Below are 25,805 nucleotides of genomic sequence, written 5' to 3'. Positions count from 1 at the left end.
GGACAGAACCGCAGCTGGCGGCCTCGGGCGCGGTTTCGACCGTGAGCAACATCGACGCGGAAGGGAAGGAGCGCGGCACGATCACCACGGTCGATCTCGACAAGCCGTGGCTGACGACCGGTCCGAATCCGGACGATCCCGACCAGGACATCATCTATCTCTCGTATACCGAATTCGAGCAGACCTCGGCAGTGCTCTATGCCGATGAGCTGGCGTTCCTCTCGAATCCATTCCTCGGAACCCAGATCAAGGTGGTCGCGTCGAAAGACGGTGGGCAGACCTGGAGCGCGCCGGTCCCAGTGAGCGAGCAGGTGTTCGCCGGGTTCAGTCTCGCCGCGCCAGGACAAGACACCGCGCAGCAACAGACTGGCGAGGGAACGTTCTCGTCCCGCGTGGTGCAAGGCTCGCAGGTTGCGGTGATCTCTGATGGACGGCTGGCGATCAGTTGGTACGACTCGACGGATGACGGCGCCGATACCGGCCTGGCAACAGTGGGTTTTGCCACCTCAGCCGACGGCGGAGCGACCTTTACGCGTCCGGTGGCAGCGGGAACCTTCCGCGAAGTGCCGTATCGGTTGCGGACCGCCAGTTTCCGCTATGGCGCGTTGCCGTCGATGGCGACGGGACCGAATGGCGAGATCTATGTTGTGCAGGGGGCGCGCTCGTTCGAGGATCCAGCGGACGACAGCGATGTCATTCTCTTGCGGTCACTCGACGGGGGGGACAACTGGGATCCTGCCATTCAGGTGAACAACGACGGCACCGATGCCAGCCAGTTCTTCCCGCAAATCACAGTGAGTCCCGATGGAGCGTTGCACATCATGTGGGGCGATCAGCGGGACGACCCGGTTCGGTTGAAGTACCACATCTACTACACCGAATCGACCGACCAGGGTGAGACCTTCGGGTTCACGCTGGAAGACCAGAATCTGACCGTTCCCGACACGCGCGTGACCGACTTCCCGTCCAATCCGATGAAGGGTTTCCCGAGTGGCCGGTTCATCGGCGATTACATGGCAATCGCGGCCACCGACGAGGATGTCTTTCTGGTTTGGCCGGATACGCGCCTGGGCGAGTACGGTGGGTACGGCCAGCAAATCGGCTTCGCGCGAAAAACGGCTATCGAGCCGCCCAGTCTCTTCCTGAGTCCCCCGTCGGGTTCGGCGGGCCGCATCGTCGACATCCAGGGTTTCGGGTTCCAATCGGACAGCGCGATTCAGCTCTATGTCAGTGGTGTGATCACCGCGCAGCTCCGGACTGACGACGAGGGGCAGTTCCAAACGAGCATCTACATGCCGTTGACCGGTGAGGGGCCGACCGAGATTCGCGCGTTCGATGAGACCGGCAACATCGCGACCGCATCGTTCTATACGGAGTTTGGATTCGACAGCCTGCAGGAGCAGCTCGACGCGATCTCGACCCAGTTGGGCATGACACCGGAGGCAGGAACTGCCGAACCCGATAGCGGTACACCCGAGGCCGGTTCCGAAGGTGGATCGGAAGGTTCGGCGCAGGACGCGGACGAAGCCGAGGCTGTTGGGACTCCGACCAGCTAGGGCAGACCCGTTGGGTTGCCCTTCGCATCGGCATGGCGCTCCTACAGACCACGACGACTTGATGCGTGGCGGCGCTGCGACACACAACATCGATATCGCGATTCAGGAGAGTTCAGAAATGAATCGAGCAAGCCAGCTTTCCGAATTGTTGTCGCGCTTGTCCAGGGGAGAATTGAGCCGGCGGGCGTTCATCGGCCAGGCGGTGGCGCTTGGGCTGTCCGCACCGGCAATTGGGGCGCTGTTGCGCGATCCGATGCTGGCTGCGGCGCAGGACGCGAGCCCAGCGGCCGGCGGTGTCGGAGCGGCAGCGGATACCATCACCTTTGGAGCGTATAACGTCGATCAGGCGCCGCTGAACATCCAGAACGGCGACATCGATCTCTACATCTTTGGGTTGAAGACGGCCGGCGCGCAGAGTCTCGAAGGTGACGAGAGCGTTCGATTGATCGATGCGCCGGCTTCGACCGTATCGCTCATCCTCAATCCCGCGCCAGCGCCGGAGGGTGCGCTGAATCCGTTTTCGATCAAGGAGGTACGGCAGGCAATGCAGTACCTGATCGATCGAGATTTCATTGCCAACGATATCTATCAGGGCCGGGCGTTGCCGATGCTGACCAACATCAGCCCGACCGATTACGACCAGCTCACGATCTTCCCAGTGGTGAGTCAGGCGAACATCCGTTACGACGCCGAACTGGCCACGCAGCAGATCGACGCTGCAATGACGGCAGCGGGCGCGACCAAGGACGGGGATCTCTGGACCTACGACGGCAACCCAATCCAGATCAAGATCGTCACCCGGGTGGAAGACGAGCGACGAGATATCGGCGATCTGACACGTTCCGCGCTGGAGCAGGTCGGGTTCCAGGTGGCGCCGGTCTACCAGCAGTTCGGACCAGCCACGTTGGCTGTCTATGCCAGCGATCCGGCGACCTTCCAATGGCACATCTACACCGAAGGATGGAGCCGCGGCGCGCCGGTGCGATACGACGACGCGGGGATCAACCAGTTTGCCGCTCCGTGGCTGGGCAACATGCCTGGCTGGCAGGAAGTGGGCTACTGGCAGTACGAGAACGAGCAGCTCGATACGCTCGGGAAGCAGCTTTACCGCGGTGAGTTCGCCAGCCAGGCGGACCGCGATGCGCTCTATCAGCAGATGGTGCAGCTGGCGCTCGACGAGTCGGTGCGGGTCTGGATGGTAACGGCATTGCAGAGTTTCCCGGTGAGTACCGAGGTCGAGAACCTGACGGTCGATATCGTCAGCGGACCGCGCAATCTCTTCGCCTTGCGCGGGGCGGACATTCCGGGACGGACCGATATCAAGGTAGGCAATCTCTGGGTGTGGACCGAGCGAACCACCTGGAACCCGGTCGGCGGGTTCGGCGACGCCTACAGCTCTGATATCTACAAGAACCTGATCGATCCGCCAGTGATCAATCATCCGTTCACCGGGTTGCCGCAAGCATTCCGGGCGGACTTCACGGTCGAGACCGCCGGACCGGACGGAACGCTGGACGTGCCGGCGGAAGCCGTGGTCTGGGATTCGGCCAACAATGTGTGGGCGCCGGTCGCGAGTGGAACGACCGCCAAGAGCAAGGTGAGCTTCGACTATGCGAAGTTCCTCGGCGCCACCTGGCAGCACGGACAGCCAATTACGATGGCGGATGTGATCTATCCGATCGCTCAGGGGTACGAGATTGCCTACGACGAGGACAAGATCCAGATCGAAACGGCAATCGGCATCACAGCGCGCCCGTTGTTGGAGACCTTCAAGGGATATCTCTTTGGCGAGTCGACGGTCGATGTCTTCGTGGACTACTGGCACTTCGAGGAGGGCTATATCGCCTCCTATGCCTCACCGACTGGCGTTTCCACACCGTGGGAACTCCTGGCGGCAATGGACGATGTGGTCTTCGAGAAGCGAACCGGCGCGTATTCGGATACGACCGCGGCTCGCTTCAGCGTGCCATGGATCAGCCTGGTGACCGAATCGGACGCGCGGCTGGTGCTGCGCTCGGTGAAAGAGTTCGGGCGCAAGGGGACGATTCCCGAAGGCGTCTTCGAGATCGGTGGCGCCACGATCGTGACCGAGGACGAAGCGAAGGCCCGCTACGAGGCTGCGGAAGCGTGGTTCGATGAGACGAACCTCCTTGTGATTGCAAATGGTCCCTATCAACTCACCCGCTACGATCCGCCAGCCCAGTTCGCGCAACTCGATGCCTTCCGGCCGGAGGGATATCCGTTTACGGTCGAGAATTTCCGTTTTGGGGAAGCCCCAAGCCTGACGGTGAGCGTGGAGGTTCCCGGCGCGATCGAACTGGGCGGGGACATTGCCGTTCCGGTGACGGTCGAAGGACCGGGCGAGCTCGGGGTGCAATACACCTTTATCGACTCAGCCACCGGCGACGTGCTGGAAAACGGCGCGGCCGACGGGAGCGATGGAAGCTTCATGATCCAAATCGATCCCGCGGTGAGCGCCATGCTCTTCCCGGGATTGTACGAACTGGTGGTGTTGGCTTCGAGCAGCGACCTGGCCAAGGTGGCCATGCAACGGGTCGATCTGGAGATCGGGGTGTAGGGCGAGGTTAACTGTCCAGAGTCCAGAGTTCAGGGGCCAGGGTCCAGTGACCGGAGTTCGCGTGCAGATGATCGGCCTGACGGGTACATGTTGGATGCTGGGCGGCCGGATGGCCGTTCCCCTGGCGCCTCTCCCTTCGGGGAGAGGAGCGCTCGACCGGACGTGACGTGAACGTTGCGAAGACCCTGGGAATGCGCGCTCTCACGCTCTTTGGAGTGCTGGTCGCGGTGCTGGTGCTGCTGGTCGTGTCACTGGGAGCAACCGGGTATTCGGACCGTTTGCTTTCCGCGCAGGTGAACGAGGAACTGCGCGGGTTCCGACAGGCGCAAGCGCAAACCATCAAGGATCCCGCTGAGCTGGAAGCGGCGGTTGCCGCCCGTAAGGCGGAGCTGGAAGAGTTCTACGGTCTCGATGAATCGTGGTGGCGGCGCATGCCGTCCCAGATCTGGAGTGTGCTGACACTCGATCTGGGCGATGCGCGCTCGTTGCGAACTGCGGAGGGGAGCTCGAAGATCTCCGATATCGTCAAGGAGCGACTGCCGTACACGATGCTGCTCCTGACGACAGCGTCGGTGATCACGGCCACGATCGGTCTGCTGGTCGGTGTGCGCATGGCGACCCGGGTCGGGAGCAAGCTCGACCGGAGCGTGGCCTATTTCGCGGCGGTGTCGTTCGCGGTGCCGGCCTGGTGGCTGGGAATTCTCTTCATCCTGGTCTTTGCCTTTCGGTTGGACTGGCTCCCGGCCGGAGGGATGTATGGTGTTCCGCCGCCCGAAGATCGACTGGACCGCTGGCTCGATCTGGCGAAGCACGCGATCCTGCCGGTGATGACGCTGGTGCTGGTGAGCGTGGGGCCGTACATCTATTCAGTGCGCACCATGACCGTTACCACCGCGATGGAAGACCATGTGCAGCTCGCACGGGCCAAGGGGCTGTCCGAAGGGCATATCAACCGGCGACACATTCTCCGGGTTGCAGCTGCTCCGATCGTGACCGGCCTGGTGCTGGGATTGGCTGGTTCATTGGGCGGGTCGATTCTGACCGAGACGGTCTTCAATTGGCGCGGAATGGGGCGGCTCTACTACGACGCCATCGTCGGCACACCGGACGAAGGCGTGATCGTGGCGCTGACTTTCCTCTTCACGTTGATCTATCTGCTGGCGCGGTTCCTGCTCGACATCTTGTATGTGGTGCTCGATCCCCGGGTGCGGTACTGATGGACACGTTCGTGCCGCCATCACGAGCTTGCCGAGGGATCTCTTGTTGGGTGGCCACCCGGTCTCAGGATCGGCGGCGTGTGCGCGGGGTGATGAGAGATCCCTCCACTGCGCTTCGCTCCGGTCGGGATGACAGGGAAGGCGCGTACTCCGGTCGGGATGACGGGAAAGGCGCGTGCTTCGGTCGGGATGACGAGAGCCCGTCATCCCGAGCTTGCCGAGGGATCTCTTGTTCCCACGGAGCTCGGCCACCGTTGCGAGCGCCAAGAGGTTGTATGCGGGGAACGAGCGGTTCCTCCACTTCGGTCGGAACGACGGTAACGCCATGGAGCTAGGGACCGCGCTGGATCAGGCGGTGCCGGTCGACGAAGTCGAGGCGCCGGTGCGGGATGTTGCGACGTTCTCGGTTCGCGGGGCGTGGCGAATCCTCATTGGGAGCTGGTCCGGGCGGGTCGGATTGCTGATGTTCGCGGTAATGCTGGCGATCTCGGCGTATGTGCTGCTGACCTATCCGAGCGATTTCGGATCCAGCGTCTGGAGCTCGCCAAAGGCGTGGGCTGACAATCCGAAAGCGGTCGCGCCCAAGTGGACGGCGCTCTGGGACGACAACGCGGTCGTCAACCAGTCAGTGACATTGACCGAACCAGCCAACTCCGAGGAGCGCGGTCCGGCGACGGTGTACGACTACGACTGGTCCATCGACCAGAGCGGAAGCGCCTTCCCGACGTTTCTTTCCACCACGATTGCGGGAGTGACCTTCAGTGGCCGGGCGCCAGTGATTGTCGTCACGTTGCTGCGGCCAGACGGTGGGGAGATTCGGCTGGCGAATCTGGCGGTTCCGGCTCCACGCCCAGGTGAAACGGCGCCGTATCGACGCTATTTCGAGACCCCGGAGCGGATGTTGCTGACACAGTCGGACACCGCGCAGCAGTCGATTCAGGAGTGGTTCGCGCAAGAGTATCCAGACTCGGGCTCCACCTCGGTCGATACCGGCGATCTCAACCAGGCGCTCTTTGCCGTTCCAACGCAGAGCGGGTTCGAGGCATTGACCGGCGCCTACACGCTCAGGGTGCAAATGCTGGCCGCGGATGCCGACGATTCGGTGCAGTCGATCGAGAATGTCTACGGCGGCAATGTCTATGGCTGGATGGGGACCGATTCGCTGGGACGGAATCTCTGGGAAGGGCTGCTGTACGGGTTCCCGGTTGCGTTGCTGATCGCGATCGTGACTTCGATCCTGTCCACCTTTCTTGGGGCGAGCCTGGGCATCATTTCCGGCTACTCGGGCGGCGCGACGGACTCGGTGATTCAACGGGCGGCCGACATTGTGTCGAATGTGCCGCTCCTGCCGTTGCTGATCTTCCTGGTGTTCATCATCGGGCCGAATCTGTCGGTGATCCTGCTGGTGCTGGTCGCGTTCAGCTGGCCCGGGTTGACGATTCTCGTGCGATCGATGGTGCTTTCGTTGCGGACTGGGAACATCGTCGATGCGGCCAAGGCAATGGGGGCATCGCGCCGGCGCATCATGACCCGGCATGTGTTTCCGCAGGTGGCGCCGTTCATCGTGGCGCAGATGATCTTTGCGGCGCCGGCCGCCATTTTGGCCGAAGCGTCGTTGAGTTTCCTGGGGTTGGGTGACCCGTCGATCCCGACATGGGGGCAGATGCTGGAATCGGGATTCCGCACCGGGGCGCTCTATGTCGGTTACTGGTGGTGGGTGATCCCCCCTGGTGTGCTGATCATCGTGACGGCATTGGCCTTCACGTTGCTGGCGCTGGCGATGGAACAGGTCGTCGATCCCCGATTGCGCGATCAACGCTGAAGCTGCGGCGCGGTCCGCGCTCGGTTAGCGCTTCTACGGCGGTCATCAGGCGCTCGAGATCGTCGTGGTCGTTGTAGCCCTGATAGGAAACCCGCACCATGTTCAGACCGCCCCAGGTTCCGATGGGCGCTTCGACACGATACTCGTCGTACATGCGGCGTTTGAGCTCGATAGGGTCGCTGGTCCGCAGCGGACAGGCGACGAGCTGGGTGTACCACTCCGGCGAGTCAGGGTGGATCGGGTCGAGTCCGCTGTAGTCGGCAATGCGCTGGCGCGTCTCGCGGGCGAGCTCGTGGCAACGAGCGCGAACCGAGGGCCAGTCATGTTCCGCCTGAAACTTGATGGCGTCTGGAACGGCGAGAAAGGCCGACGGATCGCGGGTGCCCTGCCAGTCATTGCGCTGGATAAAGGTCGAGGGTTCGAGCACGCCACGTCGTCCCCAGCCCCAACTGATGATGAGTGACTCTACCCAACCCTGTTCTTCCGGGCGCACATAGAGGAACGCGGAGCCCTTGGGCGTGCACAGCCACTTGTGGAAATTGCCGGTGTAGACATCGACGCCGAGCGCGGTCATGTCGAGCGGGATTTGGCCAGGCGCATGCGAGCCGTCGACGATGATGAGGATGCCGGCCTCGCGCGCGCGCTGGCAGAGCTGTTCGACAGGAAGGGTCAGGGCGGTGGACGAGGTGATGTGGCTGAGGAAAATGGCCTTGGTGCGTTCGGTGACCTGGCCCCACATCGATTCGACGATCTCATCGTGCGAGGTGACCGGGAGCGGGATTTCATGCCGCACCAGGCGGGCGCCCATCTTATTCAGCAGCCATTCCCAGGCCATGGTGCAGGCGCCGTACTCGTGGTTGGTGGTGAGCACCTCGTCGCCTTCTTCGAGTTCCAGGGAGCGGATGATGAGGTTCACGCCCCAGGTCGAATTCATGATGTTGACAACTGAATCCGCGGGGCAGTTGAGATAGGCTCCGACTTCTTCGCGGACGTTCGCAAGCAGCCCTTCGATACGGCGGCCGAGAAACTCAACCGGTTGCCGCTCCAGCTCACGTTGCCAGCGTTGGTAGGATTCGAAAACAGGAATGGGACAGGCGCCGAACGAACCGTGATTGAGAAAGGTGACCTCGGGGTCGAGCAGGAAGAGCTCTTTCAACGAATTGGCTGACACGGGCAACCCAAACCTCGCGAAGCAACTACAGACGCGATGACGAACACAGGTGGACCCCTATTGGTCTGGCCTTCGGGCGCAGTATACAAGGGAGCCGATAGCGGTTTCCCGGAACGGAGACGTGATTGAGCGCAAGACGATGGGCCCTGGTGACCGGGGTGGGACGACGAGTTGGCATCGGCGCCGCAATCTGCCGCGCGCTGGCAGCGGACGGCATTTCGATCTGCTTCACCGGCTGGACGAAGTACGACTCAGCGGTCCACGGTGGGGAACATCGCACCTGGCACGAATCGTTTGCCGCTGAGCTCGAGGGGCCTGGGGTCGAGGCATTCGGAATGGAGGTCGATCTCTCCGATCCTGGCGAAATTGAACCGCTGATGGAGACGGTGCTGGCGCGGACTGGAGGGGTGTCGATCCTGGTCAACAATGCGGCGTTTTCGACGAATGGCGACATCGACGAACTCACTGCCAAACAGCTCGACGATCACTACGCGGTCAATGTGCGTGGCATGGCGTTGTTGACCCAGGCCTTCGTGCGCCAGTGGAGTGGGGATTCTGGCGGCCGGGTGGTCAACATGACCTCTGGGCAGGGGCTGGGACCGATGCCGGGAGAGCTCGCATACGCGGCCAGCAAGGGGGCTGTCGAGGCGTTCACCACATCTGCGGCGCCCACACTGGGGATGCGCGGCATCACGATCAACGCAGTCAACCCGGGGCCGACGGATACCGGCTGGATGAGCGATGAACTCAGGGACATCCTGTTGCCGCAGTTCCCGCTGGGCCGGATCGGGCTGCCCGAGGACGCAGCCCGATTAGTGGCGTTCTTGTGCAGCCCGGAAGCTGGGTGGATCACCGGTCAGGTGATGAACTCAGAAGGCGGGTTCTGGCGGCGATAGACGCCAGCGCCATGGTTGGCGGGAAGGTACCGGCATCGAGCTGGAAGCGCGGCGCCAAGCGCTGGCTTGGATCGCAGACGCTTGCCGCAAATGGAACGCTCGTGTGACTCGAACGTCATTGATCGCCCGCATCAATGGCGAACTGGACTCGCCCTATTGCCTATGCATTTGCTAGCTGGCGTGTGTGCTGGTTCACGCCGATGCCGATGCCGTAGTAGATGAGCCCCTCGCGCTCGACCCGGATCGGATCCAGCATGTTGCGGCCGTCGAAGATGACGGGGGTCCTGAGCTCGGAGCGGAGCAGATCGAAGTCGGGCATCTTGAACGCGCGCCATTCGGTGCAGACCGCCAGCGCATCGGCGCCGGAAAGGGCGGACTCCGCGTCGTCGGCCAGGATGAGGTCGCCTTCATTCACTGCCGATTCGAAGAGATGGGCGGCTTCTTTCATTGCAACCGGGTCGTATGCTCGAACCTTCGCACCAGCGTCCCACAGCGCGGTCATGAGATTGATGCTGGGCGCCTCGCGCATGTCGTCGGTGTTCGGCTTGAACGCCAGACCCCACAGCGCGATGGTTTTGCCGCGCAGGTCGCCGCCGAAGTGGGCGTAGATCTTCTCGAAGAGCATGTCCTTTTGCCGGTCATTGACCCGATTGACAGCACGCACGAGCTGCGCGTCGTAGCCGACCGATTCGGCGACTTTTTCGAGGGACGACACGTCCTTGGGGAAGCAGGAACCGCCGTATCCGCAACCGGGATAGATGAACGAATAGCCGATGCGTGGATCGGAACCAATACCGACGCGCACGTTCTCGATGTTGACACCGATGCGCTCGGCGATGTTCGCCATCTCATTCATGAACGAGATCTTGGTAGCGAGCAGAGCATTGGCGGCGTACTTGGTGAACTCGGCCGATCGCAGATCCATCACCATCAGGCGGTTGTGGTTGCGATTGAAGGGGGCGTAGAGCTCGCGCATGAGCTCTGTGGCCCAGGGATCGTTGCTGCCGACGATGATGCGGTCGGGCCGCATGAAGTCGTCGATGGCAGCGCCTTCCTTCAGGAACTCAGGGTTCGAGATCACCGCGTAGGGGATGTCCACTTCACGCATACGGAGCTCGTCGCGGATGATGTCATTCACCCGATCGCCGGTTCCGACCGGAACCGTCGACTTGTCGACGACAACGGTCTCCCTGGACATATATCGACCAACCGTGCGCGCCACAGCCTCGACCGCGGAGAGATTGGACGAGCCGTCTGGCAGCGGGGGTGTGCCAACGCAAATGAAGACGACCGAGGCGTGATCGATTCCCGCTTTCGCGTCGGTGGTGAACTCGATGCGGCCAGCCTTCAGATTGCGCTGGAGCATTTCGGTGAGGCCGGGCTCGAAGATGACCGATTCGCCTTGCCGCAATCTCGCAATCCGGCTCGGGTCGATATCGATACCCATCACATGATTGCCCGCTTCCGCGAAGCATGTGCCTGTCACCAGACCAACATATCCGGTACCGAAAATAGTGATCTCCAACGTGCGCATCCTTACTGAGATTTTGAGTGGAATCGGGCGCGTGCCTGCGCCAACCGCAGCGCGAATTCTACGATGTTTTGTCAAGCATTCTTGGCTGGAGCGACGGTTATCGGTCCCTTGCCGGTAAGATTGATATGACTTTGCATGGATCGTTGCAGCCATCCATGCCACCGTACTTGACAAAACGACTCTACGGAGCAGCTATTGGACGATACGAAGACATCCTCGACACAGACACCACGACGACGGCGCAGACGCCCGGCGGCCAGTGAACCAGCGGCAGCGGCGCCAACACAGACAGGCAAAAGCACGATTGGCGCGAACAAGCGCCAGGGTTCGGCGAAGAGCGACAAACCGGCCGAGCCACGCGGCGTCAGCGGGCCACGCGGAAGACTGCGCGTCATTCCGCTGGGCGGAGTGGGCGAAGTCGGCAAGAACTGCACGGTGGTCGAATACGAAAACGACCTGGTCTTGCTCGACGCTGGGGCGAAGTTCCCAGAAGACGATCAGCTCGGCGTCGACCTCATCGTGCCCGATGTCTCCTATGTGAAGGAGCGCGAAAAGAACCTCCGCGCGATTCTCATCACGCATGGGCATGAGGATCACATCGGCGGCTTGCCGTTCATCATGTTGCAGCTCAAGCCGAAGGACCCGGTGCCGGTCTATGGATCGCCGCTGGCGATCGGCCTACTCGAACACAAGATGCGCGAGAACCGAACCGACAAATACGTCGATCTGCGGCCGATTCAGCTCGGCCAGCGGATTGCGCTGGGCAAGCTCTCGGCTGAGTTCATCCACGTCACGCATTCGATCCCGGACACGAACGCGATTGCGGTGCATTCGCCGGTCGGGACGATCATCGACACTGCCGACTTCAAGTTCGACCCAACTCCGATCATGGGCAAGCCGACGAATGAGCGCCGCCTGCGGAAGCTGGGGGAAGCTGGTGTGCTGGCGCTCTTTTCGGATACCGTCAGGGTCGAGAGCGAAGGGTCGACTCCCAGCGAGCGGGTGGTTTATGACACGATGCGGCGGGTGATCGAGCGCTCGAAGGGGCAGGTCATCATCGCCACCTTCGCATCGAACATCAGCCGGCTCAAGATGGCGCTCGATGCCGCCCAGCGAAGTGGACGGAAGGTCGCGGTCGCCGGGCGCAGCATGGAGCAGAGCGCGCGCGTGGCGCAGGAGCTCGAATATCTCGACCCGGAACCCGGATTGCTGGTGACGCTGGACGAGGCGCTCCGGATGCCGCCAGAAAAGCGGCTATTGGTCGTCACGGGAAGTCAGGGTGAACCGGCAGCGGCGCTTGCGCGCATCGCCATGGGCGAGCATCCCAAATTGCGCGTGGCGCGTGGCGACGTTGTCATCATCTCTGCCACACCCATTCCGGGGAACGAAGAAACGGTCACGCGCACGATCGACAATCTCTTCCGCCGCGGCTGCGAGGTGGTGTACAGCGCCATCGAACGCGGGGTGCATGTTTCCGGTCACGCGGGACGTGACGAGCTGAAGAAGATGATCGAGCTGGTGCAGCCGAAGTTCGTGGTGCCGATCCATGGCGAGTATCGGCATATGGCGCTGTACCGCGAGCTGGCGAAATCGGCCGGAGTTCCCCGCGATCGGGTTTTCTTCCCGGAGATCGGGGGCGTGCTCGAGTTCACGGCGGACAAGCTGACCCCGAAGGGCAAGGTGAAATCGGGTTCGGTGCTGGTCGACCGGTTAGGGGAGCGGGATGGCGGTCAGGTCATCCTGCGCACGCCAGACACGCTCACCGACGATGGCATTGTGCTCGCCTCGGTAGTGCTGCGGCGAGAGACGGGTGAGATCATTGCCGGACCGGATTTGATCGGCCGGTCACTCAAATCGGATCTCACGCCGCAACGACTCGATCAGGCCGAAGACGAGCTGCGCAAGGTGATGGGCCGGCAGAAAAAGGGCGAAGTCGAGCCATCGTTCTACGCGCGGCGCATGAAGGAGTCGATCGCGAAATCGCTCTATCGAAACTCGAAGAGCCGTCCGTTGATCGTGCCGGTGCTTACGAAGGTCTGATCCGGGACCTGCCGTGGACAGTCGTCAGTCGATTCGCGCTACGGCTCGGGTGGTCCCTCGATCTGCGAGCGTGCGTTAGTTGGCGGAGATGACGACCAACTCGGGCGACTCCGATGCGGCAGATTCCTCGCACGCCCAGCGCGCGGACCAGTCGGAGATCGCCTCCACGACCAGGCCCAGATCCTGGCCCTTCTCCGTGAGGTGGTATTCGATGCGCACTGGTGTCTCGGGATAGACGACGCGGGTAACGACGCCCTCCGTCTCCAGCTCCTTGAGGCGCTCCGAAAGCAGGCGGTCGCTCAAGCCCGGAATAGCATGCGCAATGTCACTGAACCGGTTTTCCCCGCTGAGCAGGGCGCGCAAGATCGCCCCCGTCCATCGCCGGCCGATCAGTTCGACCGACTTGTGAAACTTGGGGCAAAAGCTTTCCTGAAATCGTCCATCGTTCATGGTAGGTCACTTCTCGTACGGCTGCTGAAACGCGTGCCCGCCAAACGAACCATCGGTGTTTGCCACCTGCAGTGCAGATCGGTCCTGCAATGCGACGGTCGCGGGATGCGACATGGCAGTTGATCCTGCAACCATTCTAACTCATCGTAAGCCCCTTGACAATTGTTAGGAGCTGCGATATAGTCGCTGACGAAGTGTAAGTCACAGGGTAAGTGACTAACAAGTTGCGTATCAAAACGGAGAAGGAACAGACTCGATGAGCGCTACCAGCACCAAGACCGGCACGACCACCTACGCGATCGACGCATCGCACTCGCAGGTCGGATTTTCCGTCAAGCACATGATGTTCTCGACGGTGCGCGGCAACTTCCGCGGGTTCGAAGGCACGATCGTGGTCGACAACGACAACCCGGCGAATTCGACGGTCGATGTCACGATCGACGCTTCGACTGTGACGACTGGCGACGCCAAGCGTGACGAGCACCTGCGTTCCGCTGATTTCTTCGATGTCGCGGTCTATCCGACCATTACCTTCAAGAGCACCTCGATCGACTTCGAAGACGCCGACGACTTCACCATTCACGGTGAGTTGACGATGCACGGCGTGACCAACGCCGTAAAGATCAAGGCCGAGCAGACCGGTGAGGGTACAAACCCCTGGGGCGTCGATGTGGCCGGTTTCGAGGGCGAGACCAAGATCAACCGCAAGGACTATGGGCTCGGCTGGAACGCCACGCTCGAGAAGGGTGGCGTGCTCGTCGGCGAGGAGATCAAGATCAGTCTCGAACTGGAAGTGGCCAAGCAGTAGTTCTCGGCCTGGTCCATCAATAGCTATTCGAAGCAACGAGCGCGGCCAATCGGCCGCGCTCGTGTGTTGTTTCTTCCTTGTTCGTCCGGGGGCGCGACTGGCCTACCTGACCGTCGAGCCTGGCAGGTCGGAGGCGAGGCGAACGAGCGGATCGGGCGCCGATTCGTCGGTCGATGCGTGAATGTAGTACTCGTGCATTGCGAACTGGCGGCGGGCCTCGTCGCTTTCCAGGAAGTCGCGTTCGCCTTCCTTCGGTTGCTGGGTCTTGTGAGCGGCAAACGCCGAGACCTTGCGCTCGATGTACGGCTCGACATTGGCAACCAGGGTAAAGGCGGACTTTGGCTGCCCCATTCGGTTGCGGCGTTCTTCGGACATACCGGCAAACGCGCCGTGATCCTGGTTGGCGATCTCGAGAAAGAATTCACGCGGGAACGAGCTGAGATAGAGATGCGGCACCAGGTCGGGTCGCAGTTGGCCGGTGGCGACCACTGATTCGTAGATATGGATGTGGTCCGGGTGGAGGTAGCCGCCTTCCTCCGAGAACGTTATCACCACATCAGGGCGGATCACCTCGAGGATTTCGGCGAGCTTTTCAGCTACTGCTTCCGGCTTCTGTTGAATGAACGCATGCGGGTGGTGGTTGGCGTCGGTGCCGTACATGCCGGAATCACGGAAATCGAGAAAGCGGACGGATGAGATGCCCAGGATAGCAGCGGCATCGAGCAGCTCCTGCTCGCGCACGTCACCCAGGTTATCCGGAGTGGCCAACGACGGATGCGCGATCTCGCCTTGTTCGCCGCGGGTGGCAGTCACCAATGTCACAGTTGCCCCACGGTCGGAAAACGCCGAGATAGCGCCGCCAATAGTGAATGCCTCGTCATCGGGATGAGCAAAAACGGCCACGACCTGGGTGCCAGTGAAATCGAGCATGTAAACGTCCTCGAACTGCGAGCAAAGAGATCAGCGCGTCGTGTCATTCTCGGCGCGCTGATAGGGAAAGTGTAGGACGAGTACACCCGTGAAGTCAGCACTCATGTCTTGGCGTTCCACGGCGAGTCAGGTTGCTGAAAGAGCTTCAGAAGCATTTCTTGCCGGCCGCGTTCGGCGGTGTAGCGATCGGCACGCGCTGGATCGGGCTCGGTGACTCGGGCGCCAGCGACGGGATCGAACGGTGTCGCCGCCGGCTCGATGACGGCAAGCGCCAGGACAGCCGCGCCCCGCGCGGCAGACTCGAGCGACTCGTCCAGGGCCACGATGGGCGCATCGAGCGTGTCGGTAACGATCTGCAGGAGCAGGTCGGACTTGAGCAGGGCAGCGCCGTTGGCAATGATCGTCGCGTTCTGGGGCGCGATCGCGCGCACCGCGTCGCAGGTATCGGCCAGGCGGAAGGCAACCGCTTCGGTGGCGGCGAGCAAAATATCGGCCCGCGTGGTTGCCAGCGAGAGTCCCGAGATCACGCCGCGGGCACGATCGTTCCAGATCGGCGAGCGTTCGGCGGAGAGGAACGGCAAGATGCTGAGCCCATGCGAGCCGGGTTCGAGCGCCGCTGCCTGGGATCGCAGTTTGCCCTCAGGGTCGTCTAGCACCTCGAGCGTCCAATCGAGCATGAGACCGCCGTTGCTGATGGCCGCACCGTAGAGCGCTGTCTGGCGATCGATGCGATAGATCCAGAGATTGTCATGAAGAGGAGGGCGAGCGCCGACCGGCGCGGTTACCGGCACTCTTGTGGCTCCTGACGAGCCGAGCGTCATGGCGATGCGCGACTGGTTGGTCGATCCTGAGCCGATCGTGGCGCAGGCGCCATCCCCCAGTGCCGGAAACCAATCGGCTCCGGCCAGTTGGGGCCAGCGGGCAGCGTATTCGGGGACGAGCTGCGCGGGTTCGTCGCGGTCGATGATGGGCGGGAGAGTCGCCCGTTCGATGGTGAGGACGTCGCCGAACCCGGATATCCACTGCGCGGCTGCGAGATCGACCATGCCGGTGCCCGACGCCATGCTCAGCGAGATGGCATCGGATCCGAGCCACGCGCGGGACATGACCCCGGTGGGAGCGGTCCATTGACGCACGCGGGCGAAGGTTTCCGGGTCGGTCTGTTTCAGCCAGAGCAGCTTTGCCGGCCAATAGTTGGAGTGAAAGACGCATCCAGTTTGGGCGCGCCAAGCTTGCTGGTCGAGTCTGTCGCGCAGTTGGTCGACCTGATCGACCGAGCGGTTGTCTCCCCAATAGAAGATCGGGGTGATGGGCTCCCCCCGCTCGTCGAGTCCCACCAGGCTATGCCAGAAACACGAGATCCCCACGGCGGCAACGGACATGTTGCCCATTTCGATGCAGACCTCGTCGATGGCCGCTTCGGTCAGCCGGCGGAGTTCCGAGGCATCGAACGTGGAACGGCCATCATGGCTCGTTTCGATCTCGTACGAGACCTGGGCATGACGTTCTTCGACCGCTCGCCCGGTGGCGTCATAGAGGATCGCGCGCGTCGACGAGGTTCCAATATCGATTGCCAACACGAACGGCGGTCTGGCGGCCGCCGGGAGAACAGAACTCGACATGTCAGCGGGGCTCCGGTTGCGCGTGCATGCGCGCAGTGTACCGGAGCGTACGTAGCGACTCGATCTTTGTTTCGGCAGATCTGCAGGAAATAGGTGATTTGACTGATGACCGACTACGCAAGCAATCGCTAGATTGACTGTCGGCCGGTGTGGCCATAAGTCGTTTTCGGAATAGAGGAGTTATTGGGTAGTGGACGCAACGTTATTCGATCGTTTGGTGGTTTCGATGGCGGGCAGGCGGAACCGCCGGGAGGTGTTGAAAGGGATTCTTGGGTTTACCGTCGTGGGTGGGGCGGCCGTCGTGGCTGCTGATGGCGCAGAGGCCGCGCGGCGCGGGTTCAGCGGCCCGCCACTTCCTGGGAACCCGTGTGTGCCGGATTGCGGAGAAGAGCGCTGTGGTGTTTCGAACAAGTGCGGAGGCATCTGCACGTGTTCAGGAACCGACGTTTGCGTCGAAGGCGAATGCAAGGCCGAGTGCGAAGTTCAGGGGTTGTGCTTCCCGTAGTGTCCCGGAATCCGGGCGATTCGCCCGGATGGGTCGAATTCGACGTCAGTTGTAGTTTGAGTCAAATGGAGAAGAACTCGTAATGGATACGAACCGATTCGATGGTCTTGTGAAGAGTCTGGCATCCCGACGCAATCGCCGCGATGTCTTGAAGGGACTGTTTGGAGCGGGCGCAGCTGTCTCCGCTGTGTCGCTGGGTCTCGACGGGGCCGATGCGGCTCGGCGCGGTTTCAGCGGGCCGAAGTTGCCGTGCACGCCGACGTGCGGTGAGAACTCATGCGGTGCTTCCGACGGATGCGGGGGGATTTGCGCCACCTGCCCGGGCGGCAAGATCTGCCTGGTCAATGGGACGTGCGCGACGCCGTGCTCGGAAGACGCGGATTGCGCTCCGTGCCTGATATGCGAAGCGACTGCCGATGGGGGTGGTTCGTTTTGCGGGCAGTTCCGTTCGACCATCGACTGCGATACGACGCCCGAGTGTCCTGCAGGATCGGTGTGCTCTGCAATCGCGAATACCTGCACGGAGGTGTGCGAGGCGATCTAGCCGTCCCCTGGCGATAGCGCCAGCTGGCACGGTTTCTAGTCGTGAATCGACCGAACGTCTCCAGCACTGCTGGGGACGTTCGGTCGACTTGGATGTATGCAATCAATGGCGATCAATAGCATCCGATCGCGGGATCGTAGCAGTGCCCGACGGTGGCGTGCAGGGAAGGGAAGCAGCATGCGTTCGTGCAGCATTCGGCAGTCTGCTGGACGGTGCAGGGATCCCCGACCGGAATGCAGATCTGGCCGGACGGTTCGGTCGGGGTCGCGGTAGGCGCCGGGGGCTGGGTGGGAACTGGAGTCTGCACTGGCGGCTGCGTGGGAGCGGGTGTCTGCACAGGCGGTTGGCCAGTTGGCAGACTGGGACCGCTGTATCCCCGGCGGGCTGCCAAAGCCTGATCGCGCACGACGAAACCGGTCGCCGCGAAGCCTGAGACGCCAAGCAGTCCCTTGAGAAACGAACGGCGGCTGGACGCCGAGCCGAGTTTCCTGACAAGCGTATCGAACTGTCGATCATCCATTCGCCTTATTCTCCATCTATCTGTCATCACAACTCCGAGGCAACACATCTCCTCTGGTTCAGCCTATCGCGCGTGCGCGCTGCCAGCTATTCACGAAATCATGTAGTTTGGCCTGAGCCGGTCAGTGGTCTCGAGCTGATCGGATTCACGCAAGCGTCCGCAGGCGATGGACGACCCGATGGCACAAGGCGCCGGTTGGGGCTGTATGCTTGCGCGAACAGGATGTCCTTACGCGAGATAAGCTGGAGAAGCTGCGGTCTTATGAAGCTGAGTACACAAGCATTCGACTTTCTGAGCGAAGTTCGCTTCGGTGTGTTGGCCACGGTCAATGCCGATGGCAGTCCGCAACAAACTGTGATGTGGTATCTCCCGATCGACCGTGACACGATCTTGATGAACACGAAAAAGGGCCGCATGAAGGACAAGAACCTGATGCGGGACGGCCGGGTTTCCTTGTGCGTCGAGGAGGGCCAGCGCTATGTGGCGATGCGCGGCAGGATCGAGGTCGACAACGACGCGGAACGCGGACAAGAGACCATGCGTGCCGTGACCACACGCTACGAAGGGGCCGAGGAAGCAGACCGCCAGATGGCCGAGATCTTCGGCAAGCAGCACCGGATCACCTTGACTCTGAAAATCGATTCGGTGGATACGCACGGGTTCGAAGATTAGCGGCCCACATGCGGGTTTCGTGGCGACGCGCGGTCGTGTGATTCGCGCACTGGCGAAGCAACAGCCCGAGGCGCCCTGGCCGAACCATTGGGTGAGCAATTCAGGATGACGAAAACGATATGACGCGGATCGTGGCACTTGCGGGCGGTGTCGGCGGGGCGAAGATGGCCCAGGGACTGATGCACGCATTCGACGATGTCGAACTCACGGTGGTGGTCAACACCGCGGATGATTTCGAGCTCTACGGACTGCGGATCTCGCCCGATCTCGACACGGTGATGTACACATTGGGCGAGATCGCGAACCCCGCGACCGGGTGGGGTATCGCCGGGGATACACGTGGCACGCTCGACGGTATCGCCGCGTACGGCGTGGAGACCTGGTTTCTGATCGGGGATCGGGATTTCGCGACCGATATCCTGCGCACCGCCTGGTTGCGGGAGGGGCAGACCTTGACCGAGGTGACCAGGCGCCTCTCGGATGGATTGGGCATATCGGCGCGTATCGTGCCGATGACGGACGACCCGGTGGCGACGATGGTGCAGACGGCCGATAGCGAACTTGCATTCCAGGACTATTTCGTCCGGCGGCAACAGCAGGATGTGGTGACAGGGGTGCTTTTCGCAGGTATCGAGCAAGCGGTGGCAAACCAGCAGGCGGTCGATGCCATCGGGCAGGCCGACCTGATCGTCTTCTGTCCGTCGAATCCGATCGTTAGTATCGGTCCGCTGCTGGCATTGCCCGAGCTGCGCGCGGCGGTGGAACAGTGCCACGCGCCACGTGTGGCGGTCAGTCCGATCATCCAGGGAAAGGCGCTCAAGGGGCCGGCCGACAAGATGTTGAGCAGTCTCGGCCATGCGGCGAGCGCGGTCGGGGTGGCGGACATTTTGCGCCCGCTGCTCGACGGCTATGTGCTCGACCTGCAAGACGCCACCGCGATGCCGGAGATCGAAGCGTTGGGCATTCCCGCCCGGGCGCTGCAGACCATCATGGGCGACCGAGACGACCGCGCCCGGCTTGGCCGTGAGGTGATCGATTTCGGGTTGTCACTGCGCACGGAAGCGGCGCACGCATGAGCGCGCGCGCGGCAATCGTCATACCCATCCGCTCGTTGAGCGATGGGAAAACACGCCTCTCTCCGGTGCTCGATCCGGCGGCGCGCGCGGCTTTGACGCGGGAAATGCTCGACCGGGTGGTGCGCGCGGCGCTGGGAACAGTTTCCCGCGCCGATGTGCTCGTCATCAGCCCGGACCAGGACGCGCTGGCAGAAGTCGGCCGGATCGATGCGTCGATCATTCCACTCATGCAAGACCCGGAACGGCCGGGGCTCAATCCGGCGCTCGAGCAGGCAGCCGATTTCGCGCGTGAAATGGGCGTGTCGACCGTGCTCATCCTTCCGGCGGATCTACCGCTCGTTACCAGCGCCGATATCGACAACGTGCTGCGCCGGGATGCGCCAGTCGTGATTGCGCCGGATAGGCACCGCATGGGCACCAACGCCCTGATGGTGCGGCTGGACGCATTCGGTGAGCCGTTCGTGTTTCAGTTCGGCGAGGGCAGTTTTGGCAGGCATCAGGACGAGGCGGGTCGACTGGGTGTGGACGCCGTCACCGCGACATCGCTGGGCACCTCGTTCGACCTCGACACACCCGAGGATTTGACGGAGCTGGAGGTGTTCCGCAGTCCATCCGGGGTGGGGAGGGCGGCGCGATGAGCGAGGACGTGACCGCGTTGGAAATCATCGGTCTGCCCAAGCTTCCGGAAGTCAAGCCGGGAGACGATCTGGTTGGCATGATCGGCGACGCGATCGAGGAAGCAGGCATCGGCTTGCTGGAAGACGACGTGTTGGTGGTCACTCAGAAGATCGTCAGCAAGGCCGAAGGCAGGCTGGTCGATCTTAGAACGATCGAGCCTTCGCCATTTGCGCGCGAGTTCGCTGAGCAATGGGGCAAAGATGCGCGCCAGGTGGAAGTCGTGCTGCGCGAATCGAAGCGCATCGTGCGGATGGACCGCGGTGTGCTCATAAGCGAAACTCGGCATGGTTTCGTTTGCGCCAATGCGGGTGTCGATGCTTCGAACGTCGAATCGGACACCGTCTGCTTGCTGCCGGTGGATCCTGACGCATCGGCGCATGCGATCCGGCGGGGTCTGGGCGACCGTTTCGGGGTGAAACTCGGTGTGATCGTCTCCGACTCGTTTGGGCGACCGTGGCGCGTGGGTATCGTCAATGTCGCCATTGGTGTCGCGGGATTGCCAGCACTGATCGACTACCGCGGGCAATACGACGATGCGGGGTATGAGCTGCACGTCACCGTTATTGCCGTGGCGGATGAACTCGCCTGCGCGGCCGAACTGGTCGCCAACAAGCTCGACCGGCGGCCGGTTACGCTCGTTCGTGGGTACGTGCCGCCCCTCTCGATGCCGCATGGCAGCGGACAGGATCTCGTGCTGGAGTCTGGGCGGGATATGTTTCGATAAGGGTCCGGGGTCCGGTGTCCAGGGTCCAGGGGCCGAAGGAGTTCGTTCGCCGTATCATGAAACAAAGCAACACTCGCCCGGCGCATGCATGAAGGAGCAGGAATGGGAATCGTTGGGTACGCGGCAAGTTTCGAGCAGTTTCATCCGACAGATCTCCTGACGTGGTCGAAACTGGCCGAGGATCAGGGGTTCGGGGCGATCATGGCGTCGGACCATTTTCATCCCTGGGTGCCGTCGCAGGGGCATTCGGCCTTCGTCTGGTCATGGATGGGGGCGCTCGGCGTCGAGACCAAGCTGAAGTTCGGTACCGGCGTCACCCCGCCGGGCTATCGTTACCATCCGGCGATCCTTGCGCAAGCGGCCTGCACGCTGGAAGCGATGTTCCCGGGGCGGTTCTTTCTCGGACTGGGCGCGGGCGAGGCGCTAAACGAGCACATCACCGGCGAATATTGGCCCGAGGCGCCGGTGCGCCTGACACGGCTGGCCGAATCGATCGAGATCATCCAGCAGCTCTTCACCGGCAAGGTCGTCAAATACAAGAGCGATCACTTCAATGTCGAAAGCGCGCGTATCTACACGCTGCCAGATACGCCGCCGCCGATCTACATCGCCACCGCTGGACCGATCCAGGCGTATCGCACCGGCAAGATGGCCGATGGTCTGATTCTGGTGGGCGCAGCCGATGAGAAGCTCAAGATGCTGATGGAACGGTTCGAGAAGGGCGCCACCGAAGCTGGCAAGGATCCGAGCACCATGCCGAAGATGATCCAGGTCAAGGTATCGCTGGCCGATACCGAGCAGGAAGCGATCGATCTCGCGGTGAGAGATTGGCCGAACGGCGGTATGGCGTTCCCCAAGGGGGATATTCGCAATCCCGAGGATTTCGAGATCATGGCCAAGATGGTGGAAGGGAAGCACTTCAAGAACCGCGTGCTGACGACCGCCGATCTGGACAAGCATGTCGAGTATCTGCAGCACTTCATCGATCTCGGATTCGACGAGATCTATGTCCACAATGTGAACCGGAATCAGGAGCCGTTCATCAAGACGTATGGCGAGAAGGTGATTCCGAAGCTGACGTGGGGCAGATAAGAAGCCGAAGAGCGGTTGGCGAATTACGTGTTGCGAGGCGGGGAGTTCTTGCCCCGCCTTTCTTTATTCCCGAATGCTATGCCCATGACTCGCGTGGAACGGGTTGGTGCGCCGATGCTGGCTGACAAGCCGGTGCAGCTTCAGCCGACACAGCGGCTCGATTGGCGCCGTGGCGACGCTGCTCTCGAGGCTAGTCGGAATCGGGCGAACAGAGTCCGCGCCTCACGAAGTCCCACAGGGCGTGATCGATCTCAGGCCCGCTTTCCACTCCAAGACGGTTGAGGATGTGCAGGATTTCCTGGCGGTGCTCATCGTCGTGCAAGAGGACATGCAGGATGGCTGCGCCGAATGTCTGTTTCGTATCCCAAGTGTCGGTGAAGGTATCGTCGAACCGTTCGTCGCTTGAATTCCGAGCGAGAATCGCTCGAACCTGTCGTACGCCTCGGTGAAGTCAGGCGGAGACTTGCGAGACCAGTCTTGGTCTGAGGAGTCCCGGCTCTGGCGCCTTTCGTGCAATCGGTCCAATAGATGACACTGCCAATCAGATGACCGAAGGTAGCGTGGATAGTTTCCTGGCCGATGTCGAACGCTTGGTTGAGTGCGCATCTGAGTGGAAGCAGGCATCGAAACCAGGTTCGTTGCCCACCGGTCATCGAGCCAAGAAGGCGTTCGAGCAGGTCCATGGCGGCTTCGTCTCTTCCATTTCTTCGATACAGACTCGCTCACCTTACGCTGCACTCGGGCATGCCGTTCTGCTTCAGGGATGAGCCATGGCGCACCGGAACGTGATCGTCATCATTTCTGAGTCTTGAGCTGCCTCTAGCGTTTCGCAGGATCGTGCGATAGACTTGCGAGAAATCAGCCTTCGGTTTAGGTGAGGCCGCGTGCTATGACGGCCGGTCCCGACCGGCGGTGAAAGCCCGCGAGCGGCTGGTTGCCAGTTGCACGATCCGGTGAAATTCGGAAACGGTAGAGTCAGGATGGGAGAAGGCGCAATTGCAGCCGGCGGTCCGCCTGGCTCGGTATTGCGAATCCCTTGAAATCGTTCCACGCCCGACGGCCAGCCGTTGCGGGCGTTTTTGTTGCCGCGGATGGCCGAAGGCGCGCGTGGCGATTCCGAAGAGCATCGTCATGCCAGCGCGAATGGATATGCCATTCGACGCCCAATGGAATCGCTCGCAGATGGCGCGATCGCTTGCAACTCGAATCCTGTACACGGTGCTCGTGGTGGCGACTGCCATGAGCATCGTCTTCCTGATGTTGCAGCTTTCCGGCGACCCGGCCGATGCGTTGATTCCGCCCGGGGCGATCCGGCCGATGTAGCCGCGCTGCGCGCAAGTTCGGGCTGGACGAGTCGCTGCCGGAGCAGTATCTCGACTACATGCGGCATGCGGCCGTGGGCGATTTCGGGACTTCATGGCGCACGCAGCAACCGGCCATGGCGTTGGTGCTGGAACGCCTCGGCGCGACATTGGTTCTGACCGGCACGGCATTCCTCCTTTCGCTCCTCTTGGCGATTCCGCTTGGAGTGCTGGCGGGATCGCACAACAGTCGCCCGATCAGCTGGTTGGCCAGCGGTGTCGGCGTGCTGGGACAAGCGTTTCCGCCTTTTGGCTGGGCACGGTGTTGATCCTGTTGTTCAGCGTGCGGCTTGGATGGTTGCCATCGTCTGGCCGGGTGGTTTCGACTCACTGATCTTGCCAGCGTTGGCGCTGGCCGCGTTCCCCACCGCAGCCACAGTGCGCCATCGTGCGGGTATCGGTGGCGGATGTGGCGCGTGCGGACTATGTGCGCACGGCGAACGCGGAGTCTTCCGGGGAGAGCTGTGCTTTGGCGGCATATCGCGCGAAACGCGTTGTTGCCGACGATCGCCTATGCGGGACTCGTTGGCGGATTCCTGGTTGCCGGGGCGATTGCGGTCGAAGTCGTCTTCGCCTGGCCGGGCATTGGACCAACTCGCGATGCAATCGGTCGCCAGCCGGGACCTGCCGGTCATTCAGGCGTTCGTGGCAGTGGTTGCCGTGCTGATCGTGCTGGCGAATCTCGCGGCCGATGCTGTTGCCCTGGCAGTCGATCCTCGCTTGCGGGAAGCGGCGGTCTCGGGGGCATTCCAATGATGCCCACCAATGCCATGCGGCCGGCGTTCGCGCGATCCGACGCTCCCGTCGCGGCGGACGAACCCAGGCGGAGGCGCGCGCTGCCGCGCTATCCGGCGGGAGCCTGGGTTGGACTCGCGATCGTTGCGCTGTTGACGATCCTGGCATTGTTCGGACCGATGGTTGCAGGCGACCCAGACAAACAGGTATTGCGCGATCGGCTCGCGCCTCTGGCTTTCTTCGGGGGAACCTGGGAGCATCCGTTGGGAACCGATCAACTCGGACGTGACCAATTGGCGCGCGTGCTTGCCGGTTGCCGGATCACGCTGTTCTTGTCAGTGGCGGTCTCGCTCGCATCCCTCGTCATCGGCACGCTGCTCGGTCTGCTGGGCGGACTACGACCTGGGCGCATCGACCGGGTGATTGGATTCATGGTCGATGTCCAGATCGCGCTGCCGGTGGTGGTGGTTGCCATTGCGGCGTCCGCATTGTTCGACCCTGGTTTTTTACTGGTCTTCCTGGTGCTGCTTTCGACCGGATGGGTTGCGTATCAGCGCGTTGTGCGGTTGCAAGCGCGTGCGTTGGGTCAGACGCAGTTTGTCGAAGCGAGCCGATCGATCGGCGGGAGCCGACTCTGGATTATTCGGCGGCACGTGCTTCCGAACCTGGCCGGCACGGTCGCGGTCCTGGCGACGCAGCAGATGGCGGCGGTGATCCTGTTCGAGGCGGCGTTGAGCTATCTCGGTCTGGGGATGCCAGTCGACGCTATCACCTGGGGACGCATGGTGGCCGATGGACGCGAAACGATGCTCACCGCCTGGTGGGTGCCGGTCGTGCCAGGGTGCTTCATCGCGCTAGCCGTACTTGGATTTCATTTGATCGGCGAATGGTTTGGAACGCGGCAGGCGGCGCCGCTTTTGTAATCGACGAAAGGAACGAACTATGGGTGAACATTGGATACGAACAGTCGACGATTGGAACCTGAACCGGCGACAGTTGCTCGGGGCGCTGGGAATGGGGCTGGGAGCGGCCGTGCTCACGCAAACCCGCGTGTCGGCGCAAACCCCGGAAGCCTCAGCCATTTCCCGGTCGGTCTCGCTGACCATCGACCTCAGCTCGGAGCCGGACACCCTCGACCCAGCCCTTACCTATGCACCGACTGGGTGGTCGATCGTGCATTCGGTGTACGACTCGCTGCTGCAATTCGACAATGATGGCAATCTGGAGCTGTTGCTGGCCGAGCGATGGGAATGGACATCGCCAACGACCATCGC

At 62.0% G+C, this 25,805-nt stretch carries 24 protein-coding genes; 18 read left to right on the top strand and 6 right to left on the bottom strand.

All coding sequences use genetic code 11. From position 1 onward, the window contains the following. The 4 genes from R2855_18415 to R2855_18400 all read left to right on the top strand — a co-directional run. The coding region (locus R2855_18415; protein MEZ4532972.1) for a sialidase family protein at window positions 1-1,556 on the top strand (1,556 nt) is incomplete at its 5' end. A 118-nt stretch (window positions 1,557-1,674) separates the two neighbouring features. Then, window positions 1,675-4,134, top strand: a complete 2,460-nt coding sequence (locus R2855_18410) for an ABC transporter substrate-binding protein (protein MEZ4532971.1) — start codon at window positions 1,675-1,677, stop codon at window positions 4,132-4,134. A 167-nt stretch (window positions 4,135-4,301) separates the two neighbouring features. Continuing rightward, complete coding sequence (locus R2855_18405; GenBank protein MEZ4532970.1) at window positions 4,302-5,351, top strand: ABC transporter permease; 1,050 nt, start codon at window positions 4,302-4,304, stop codon at window positions 5,349-5,351. A 325-nt stretch (window positions 5,352-5,676) separates the two neighbouring features. Then, on the top strand, window positions 5,677-7,173 hold the full coding sequence (locus tag R2855_18400; GenBank protein MEZ4532969.1) for an ABC transporter permease: 1,497 nt from the start codon (window positions 5,677-5,679) through the stop codon (window positions 7,171-7,173). Here R2855_18400 and R2855_18395 read toward each other — a convergent pair. Continuing rightward, on the bottom strand, window positions 7,112-8,344 hold the full coding sequence (locus R2855_18395; GenBank protein MEZ4532968.1) for an aminotransferase class V-fold PLP-dependent enzyme: 1,233 nt from the start codon (window positions 8,342-8,344) through the stop codon (window positions 7,112-7,114). The two genes, R2855_18400 and R2855_18395, sit on opposite strands and share 62 nt — an antisense overlap. A 125-nt stretch (window positions 8,345-8,469) precedes the next feature. Here R2855_18395 and R2855_18390 point away from each other — a divergent pair, with 125 nt between their 5' ends. Beyond that, the gene (locus R2855_18390; protein MEZ4532967.1) at window positions 8,470-9,240 is read left to right on the top strand and encodes an SDR family oxidoreductase; all 771 of its coding nucleotides are present in this window, start codon (window positions 8,470-8,472) and stop codon (window positions 9,238-9,240) included. Between the two features lie 160 nt (window positions 9,241-9,400). On the opposite strand, the gene R2855_18385 is transcribed toward R2855_18390, so the two are convergent. Continuing rightward, complete coding sequence (locus tag R2855_18385) at window positions 9,401-10,765, bottom strand: UDP-glucose/GDP-mannose dehydrogenase family protein (protein ID MEZ4532966.1); 1,365 nt, start codon at window positions 10,763-10,765, stop codon at window positions 9,401-9,403. A 204-nt stretch (window positions 10,766-10,969) separates the two neighbouring features. On the opposite strand from R2855_18385, the gene R2855_18380 reads away from it, so the two are divergent. Then, window positions 10,970-12,814 (top strand): ribonuclease J, encoded by a 1,845-nt coding sequence (locus R2855_18380; GenBank protein MEZ4532965.1) that lies wholly within the window; start codon window positions 10,970-10,972, stop codon window positions 12,812-12,814. Between the two features lie 75 nt (window positions 12,815-12,889). Here the strand turns inward: R2855_18380 and R2855_18375 are convergent, their stop codons facing one another. Beyond that, window positions 12,890-13,264 carry a helix-turn-helix domain-containing protein gene (locus tag R2855_18375; protein ID MEZ4532964.1) on the bottom strand — a complete coding sequence of 125 codons (375 nt, stop codon included), beginning with the start codon at window positions 13,262-13,264 and terminating at the stop codon, window positions 12,890-12,892. A gap of 256 nt (window positions 13,265-13,520) precedes the next feature. Between R2855_18375 and R2855_18370 the strand changes: the two genes are divergently transcribed. Further along, window positions 13,521-14,072: a YceI family protein gene (locus R2855_18370; protein MEZ4532963.1), complete on the top strand. Its 552-nt coding sequence runs from the start codon at window positions 13,521-13,523 to the stop codon at window positions 14,070-14,072. 102 nt (window positions 14,073-14,174) lie between these two features. Here the strand turns inward: R2855_18370 and R2855_18365 are convergent, their stop codons facing one another. From R2855_18365 to R2855_18355, 3 genes are all read right to left on the bottom strand, one after another. Next, a complete protein-coding gene (locus R2855_18365; protein MEZ4532962.1) occupies window positions 14,175-15,002 on the bottom strand; it encodes a PIG-L deacetylase family protein in 828 nt (275 codons plus the stop codon). Window positions 15,003-15,103: 101 nt separating this feature from the next. Next, window positions 15,104-16,624 carry an FGGY family carbohydrate kinase gene (locus R2855_18360; protein MEZ4532961.1) on the bottom strand — a complete coding sequence of 507 codons (1,521 nt, stop codon included), beginning with the start codon at window positions 16,622-16,624 and terminating at the stop codon, window positions 15,104-15,106. Between the two features lie 1,161 nt (window positions 16,625-17,785). Continuing rightward, window positions 17,786-18,193, bottom strand: a complete 408-nt coding sequence (locus R2855_18355) for a hypothetical protein (protein ID MEZ4532960.1) — start codon at window positions 18,191-18,193, stop codon at window positions 17,786-17,788. A gap of 261 nt (window positions 18,194-18,454) precedes the next feature. On the opposite strand from R2855_18355, the gene R2855_18350 reads away from it, so the two are divergent. The 11 genes from R2855_18350 to R2855_18300 all read left to right on the top strand — a co-directional run. Then, a complete protein-coding gene (locus R2855_18350; GenBank protein ID MEZ4532959.1) occupies window positions 18,455-18,865 on the top strand; it encodes a PPOX class F420-dependent oxidoreductase in 411 nt (136 codons plus the stop codon). A 119-nt stretch (window positions 18,866-18,984) separates the two neighbouring features. Beyond that, the gene (cofD, locus tag R2855_18345; protein ID MEZ4532958.1) at window positions 18,985-19,941 is read left to right on the top strand and encodes a 2-phospho-L-lactate transferase; all 957 of its coding nucleotides are present in this window, start codon (window positions 18,985-18,987) and stop codon (window positions 19,939-19,941) included. Then, the gene (gene cofC / locus R2855_18340; GenBank protein MEZ4532957.1) at window positions 19,938-20,579 is read left to right on the top strand and encodes a 2-phospho-L-lactate guanylyltransferase; all 642 of its coding nucleotides are present in this window, start codon (window positions 19,938-19,940) and stop codon (window positions 20,577-20,579) included. Before cofD ends, cofC begins: the two co-directional genes overlap by 4 nt. After that, window positions 20,576-21,343, top strand: coding sequence for a coenzyme F420-0:L-glutamate ligase (cofE, locus tag R2855_18335; GenBank protein MEZ4532956.1), 768 nt, complete (start codon window positions 20,576-20,578; stop codon window positions 21,341-21,343). Before cofC ends, cofE begins: the two co-directional genes overlap by 4 nt. A gap of 102 nt (window positions 21,344-21,445) precedes the next feature. Next, a complete protein-coding gene (locus tag R2855_18330) occupies window positions 21,446-22,435 on the top strand; it encodes a TIGR03557 family F420-dependent LLM class oxidoreductase (GenBank protein MEZ4532955.1) in 990 nt (329 codons plus the stop codon). 241 nt (window positions 22,436-22,676) lie between these two features. After that, window positions 22,677-22,841 carry a hypothetical protein gene (locus R2855_18325; GenBank protein ID MEZ4532954.1) on the top strand — a complete coding sequence of 55 codons (165 nt, stop codon included), beginning with the start codon at window positions 22,677-22,679 and terminating at the stop codon, window positions 22,839-22,841. 776 nt (window positions 22,842-23,617) lie between these two features. Beyond that, window positions 23,618-23,758 carry a hypothetical protein gene (locus tag R2855_18320; GenBank protein ID MEZ4532953.1) on the top strand — a complete coding sequence of 47 codons (141 nt, stop codon included), beginning with the start codon at window positions 23,618-23,620 and terminating at the stop codon, window positions 23,756-23,758. 58 nt (window positions 23,759-23,816) lie between these two features. Continuing rightward, window positions 23,817-24,065 (top strand): hypothetical protein, encoded by a 249-nt coding sequence (locus R2855_18315; protein MEZ4532952.1) that lies wholly within the window; start codon window positions 23,817-23,819, stop codon window positions 24,063-24,065. 331 nt (window positions 24,066-24,396) lie between these two features. Then, window positions 24,397-24,552, top strand: coding sequence for a hypothetical protein (locus R2855_18310; GenBank protein MEZ4532951.1), 156 nt, complete (start codon window positions 24,397-24,399; stop codon window positions 24,550-24,552). Beyond that, the gene (locus R2855_18305; protein ID MEZ4532950.1) at window positions 24,549-25,454 is read left to right on the top strand and encodes an ABC transporter permease; all 906 of its coding nucleotides are present in this window, start codon (window positions 24,549-24,551) and stop codon (window positions 25,452-25,454) included. Before R2855_18310 ends, R2855_18305 begins: the two co-directional genes overlap by 4 nt. Before the next feature lie 19 nt (window positions 25,455-25,473). Beyond that, on the top strand, window positions 25,474-25,805 hold a 332-nt coding region (locus tag R2855_18300), incomplete at its 3' end, for a hypothetical protein (GenBank protein MEZ4532949.1).

The organism is Thermomicrobiales bacterium (assembly GCA_041390825.1).
GTDB lineage: Bacteria > Chloroflexota > Chloroflexia > Thermomicrobiales > UBA6265 > JAMLHN01.
The sequence above is the reverse complement of the archived record's forward strand: the minus strand, read 5'-3'. Positions and strand labels throughout refer to the sequence as shown.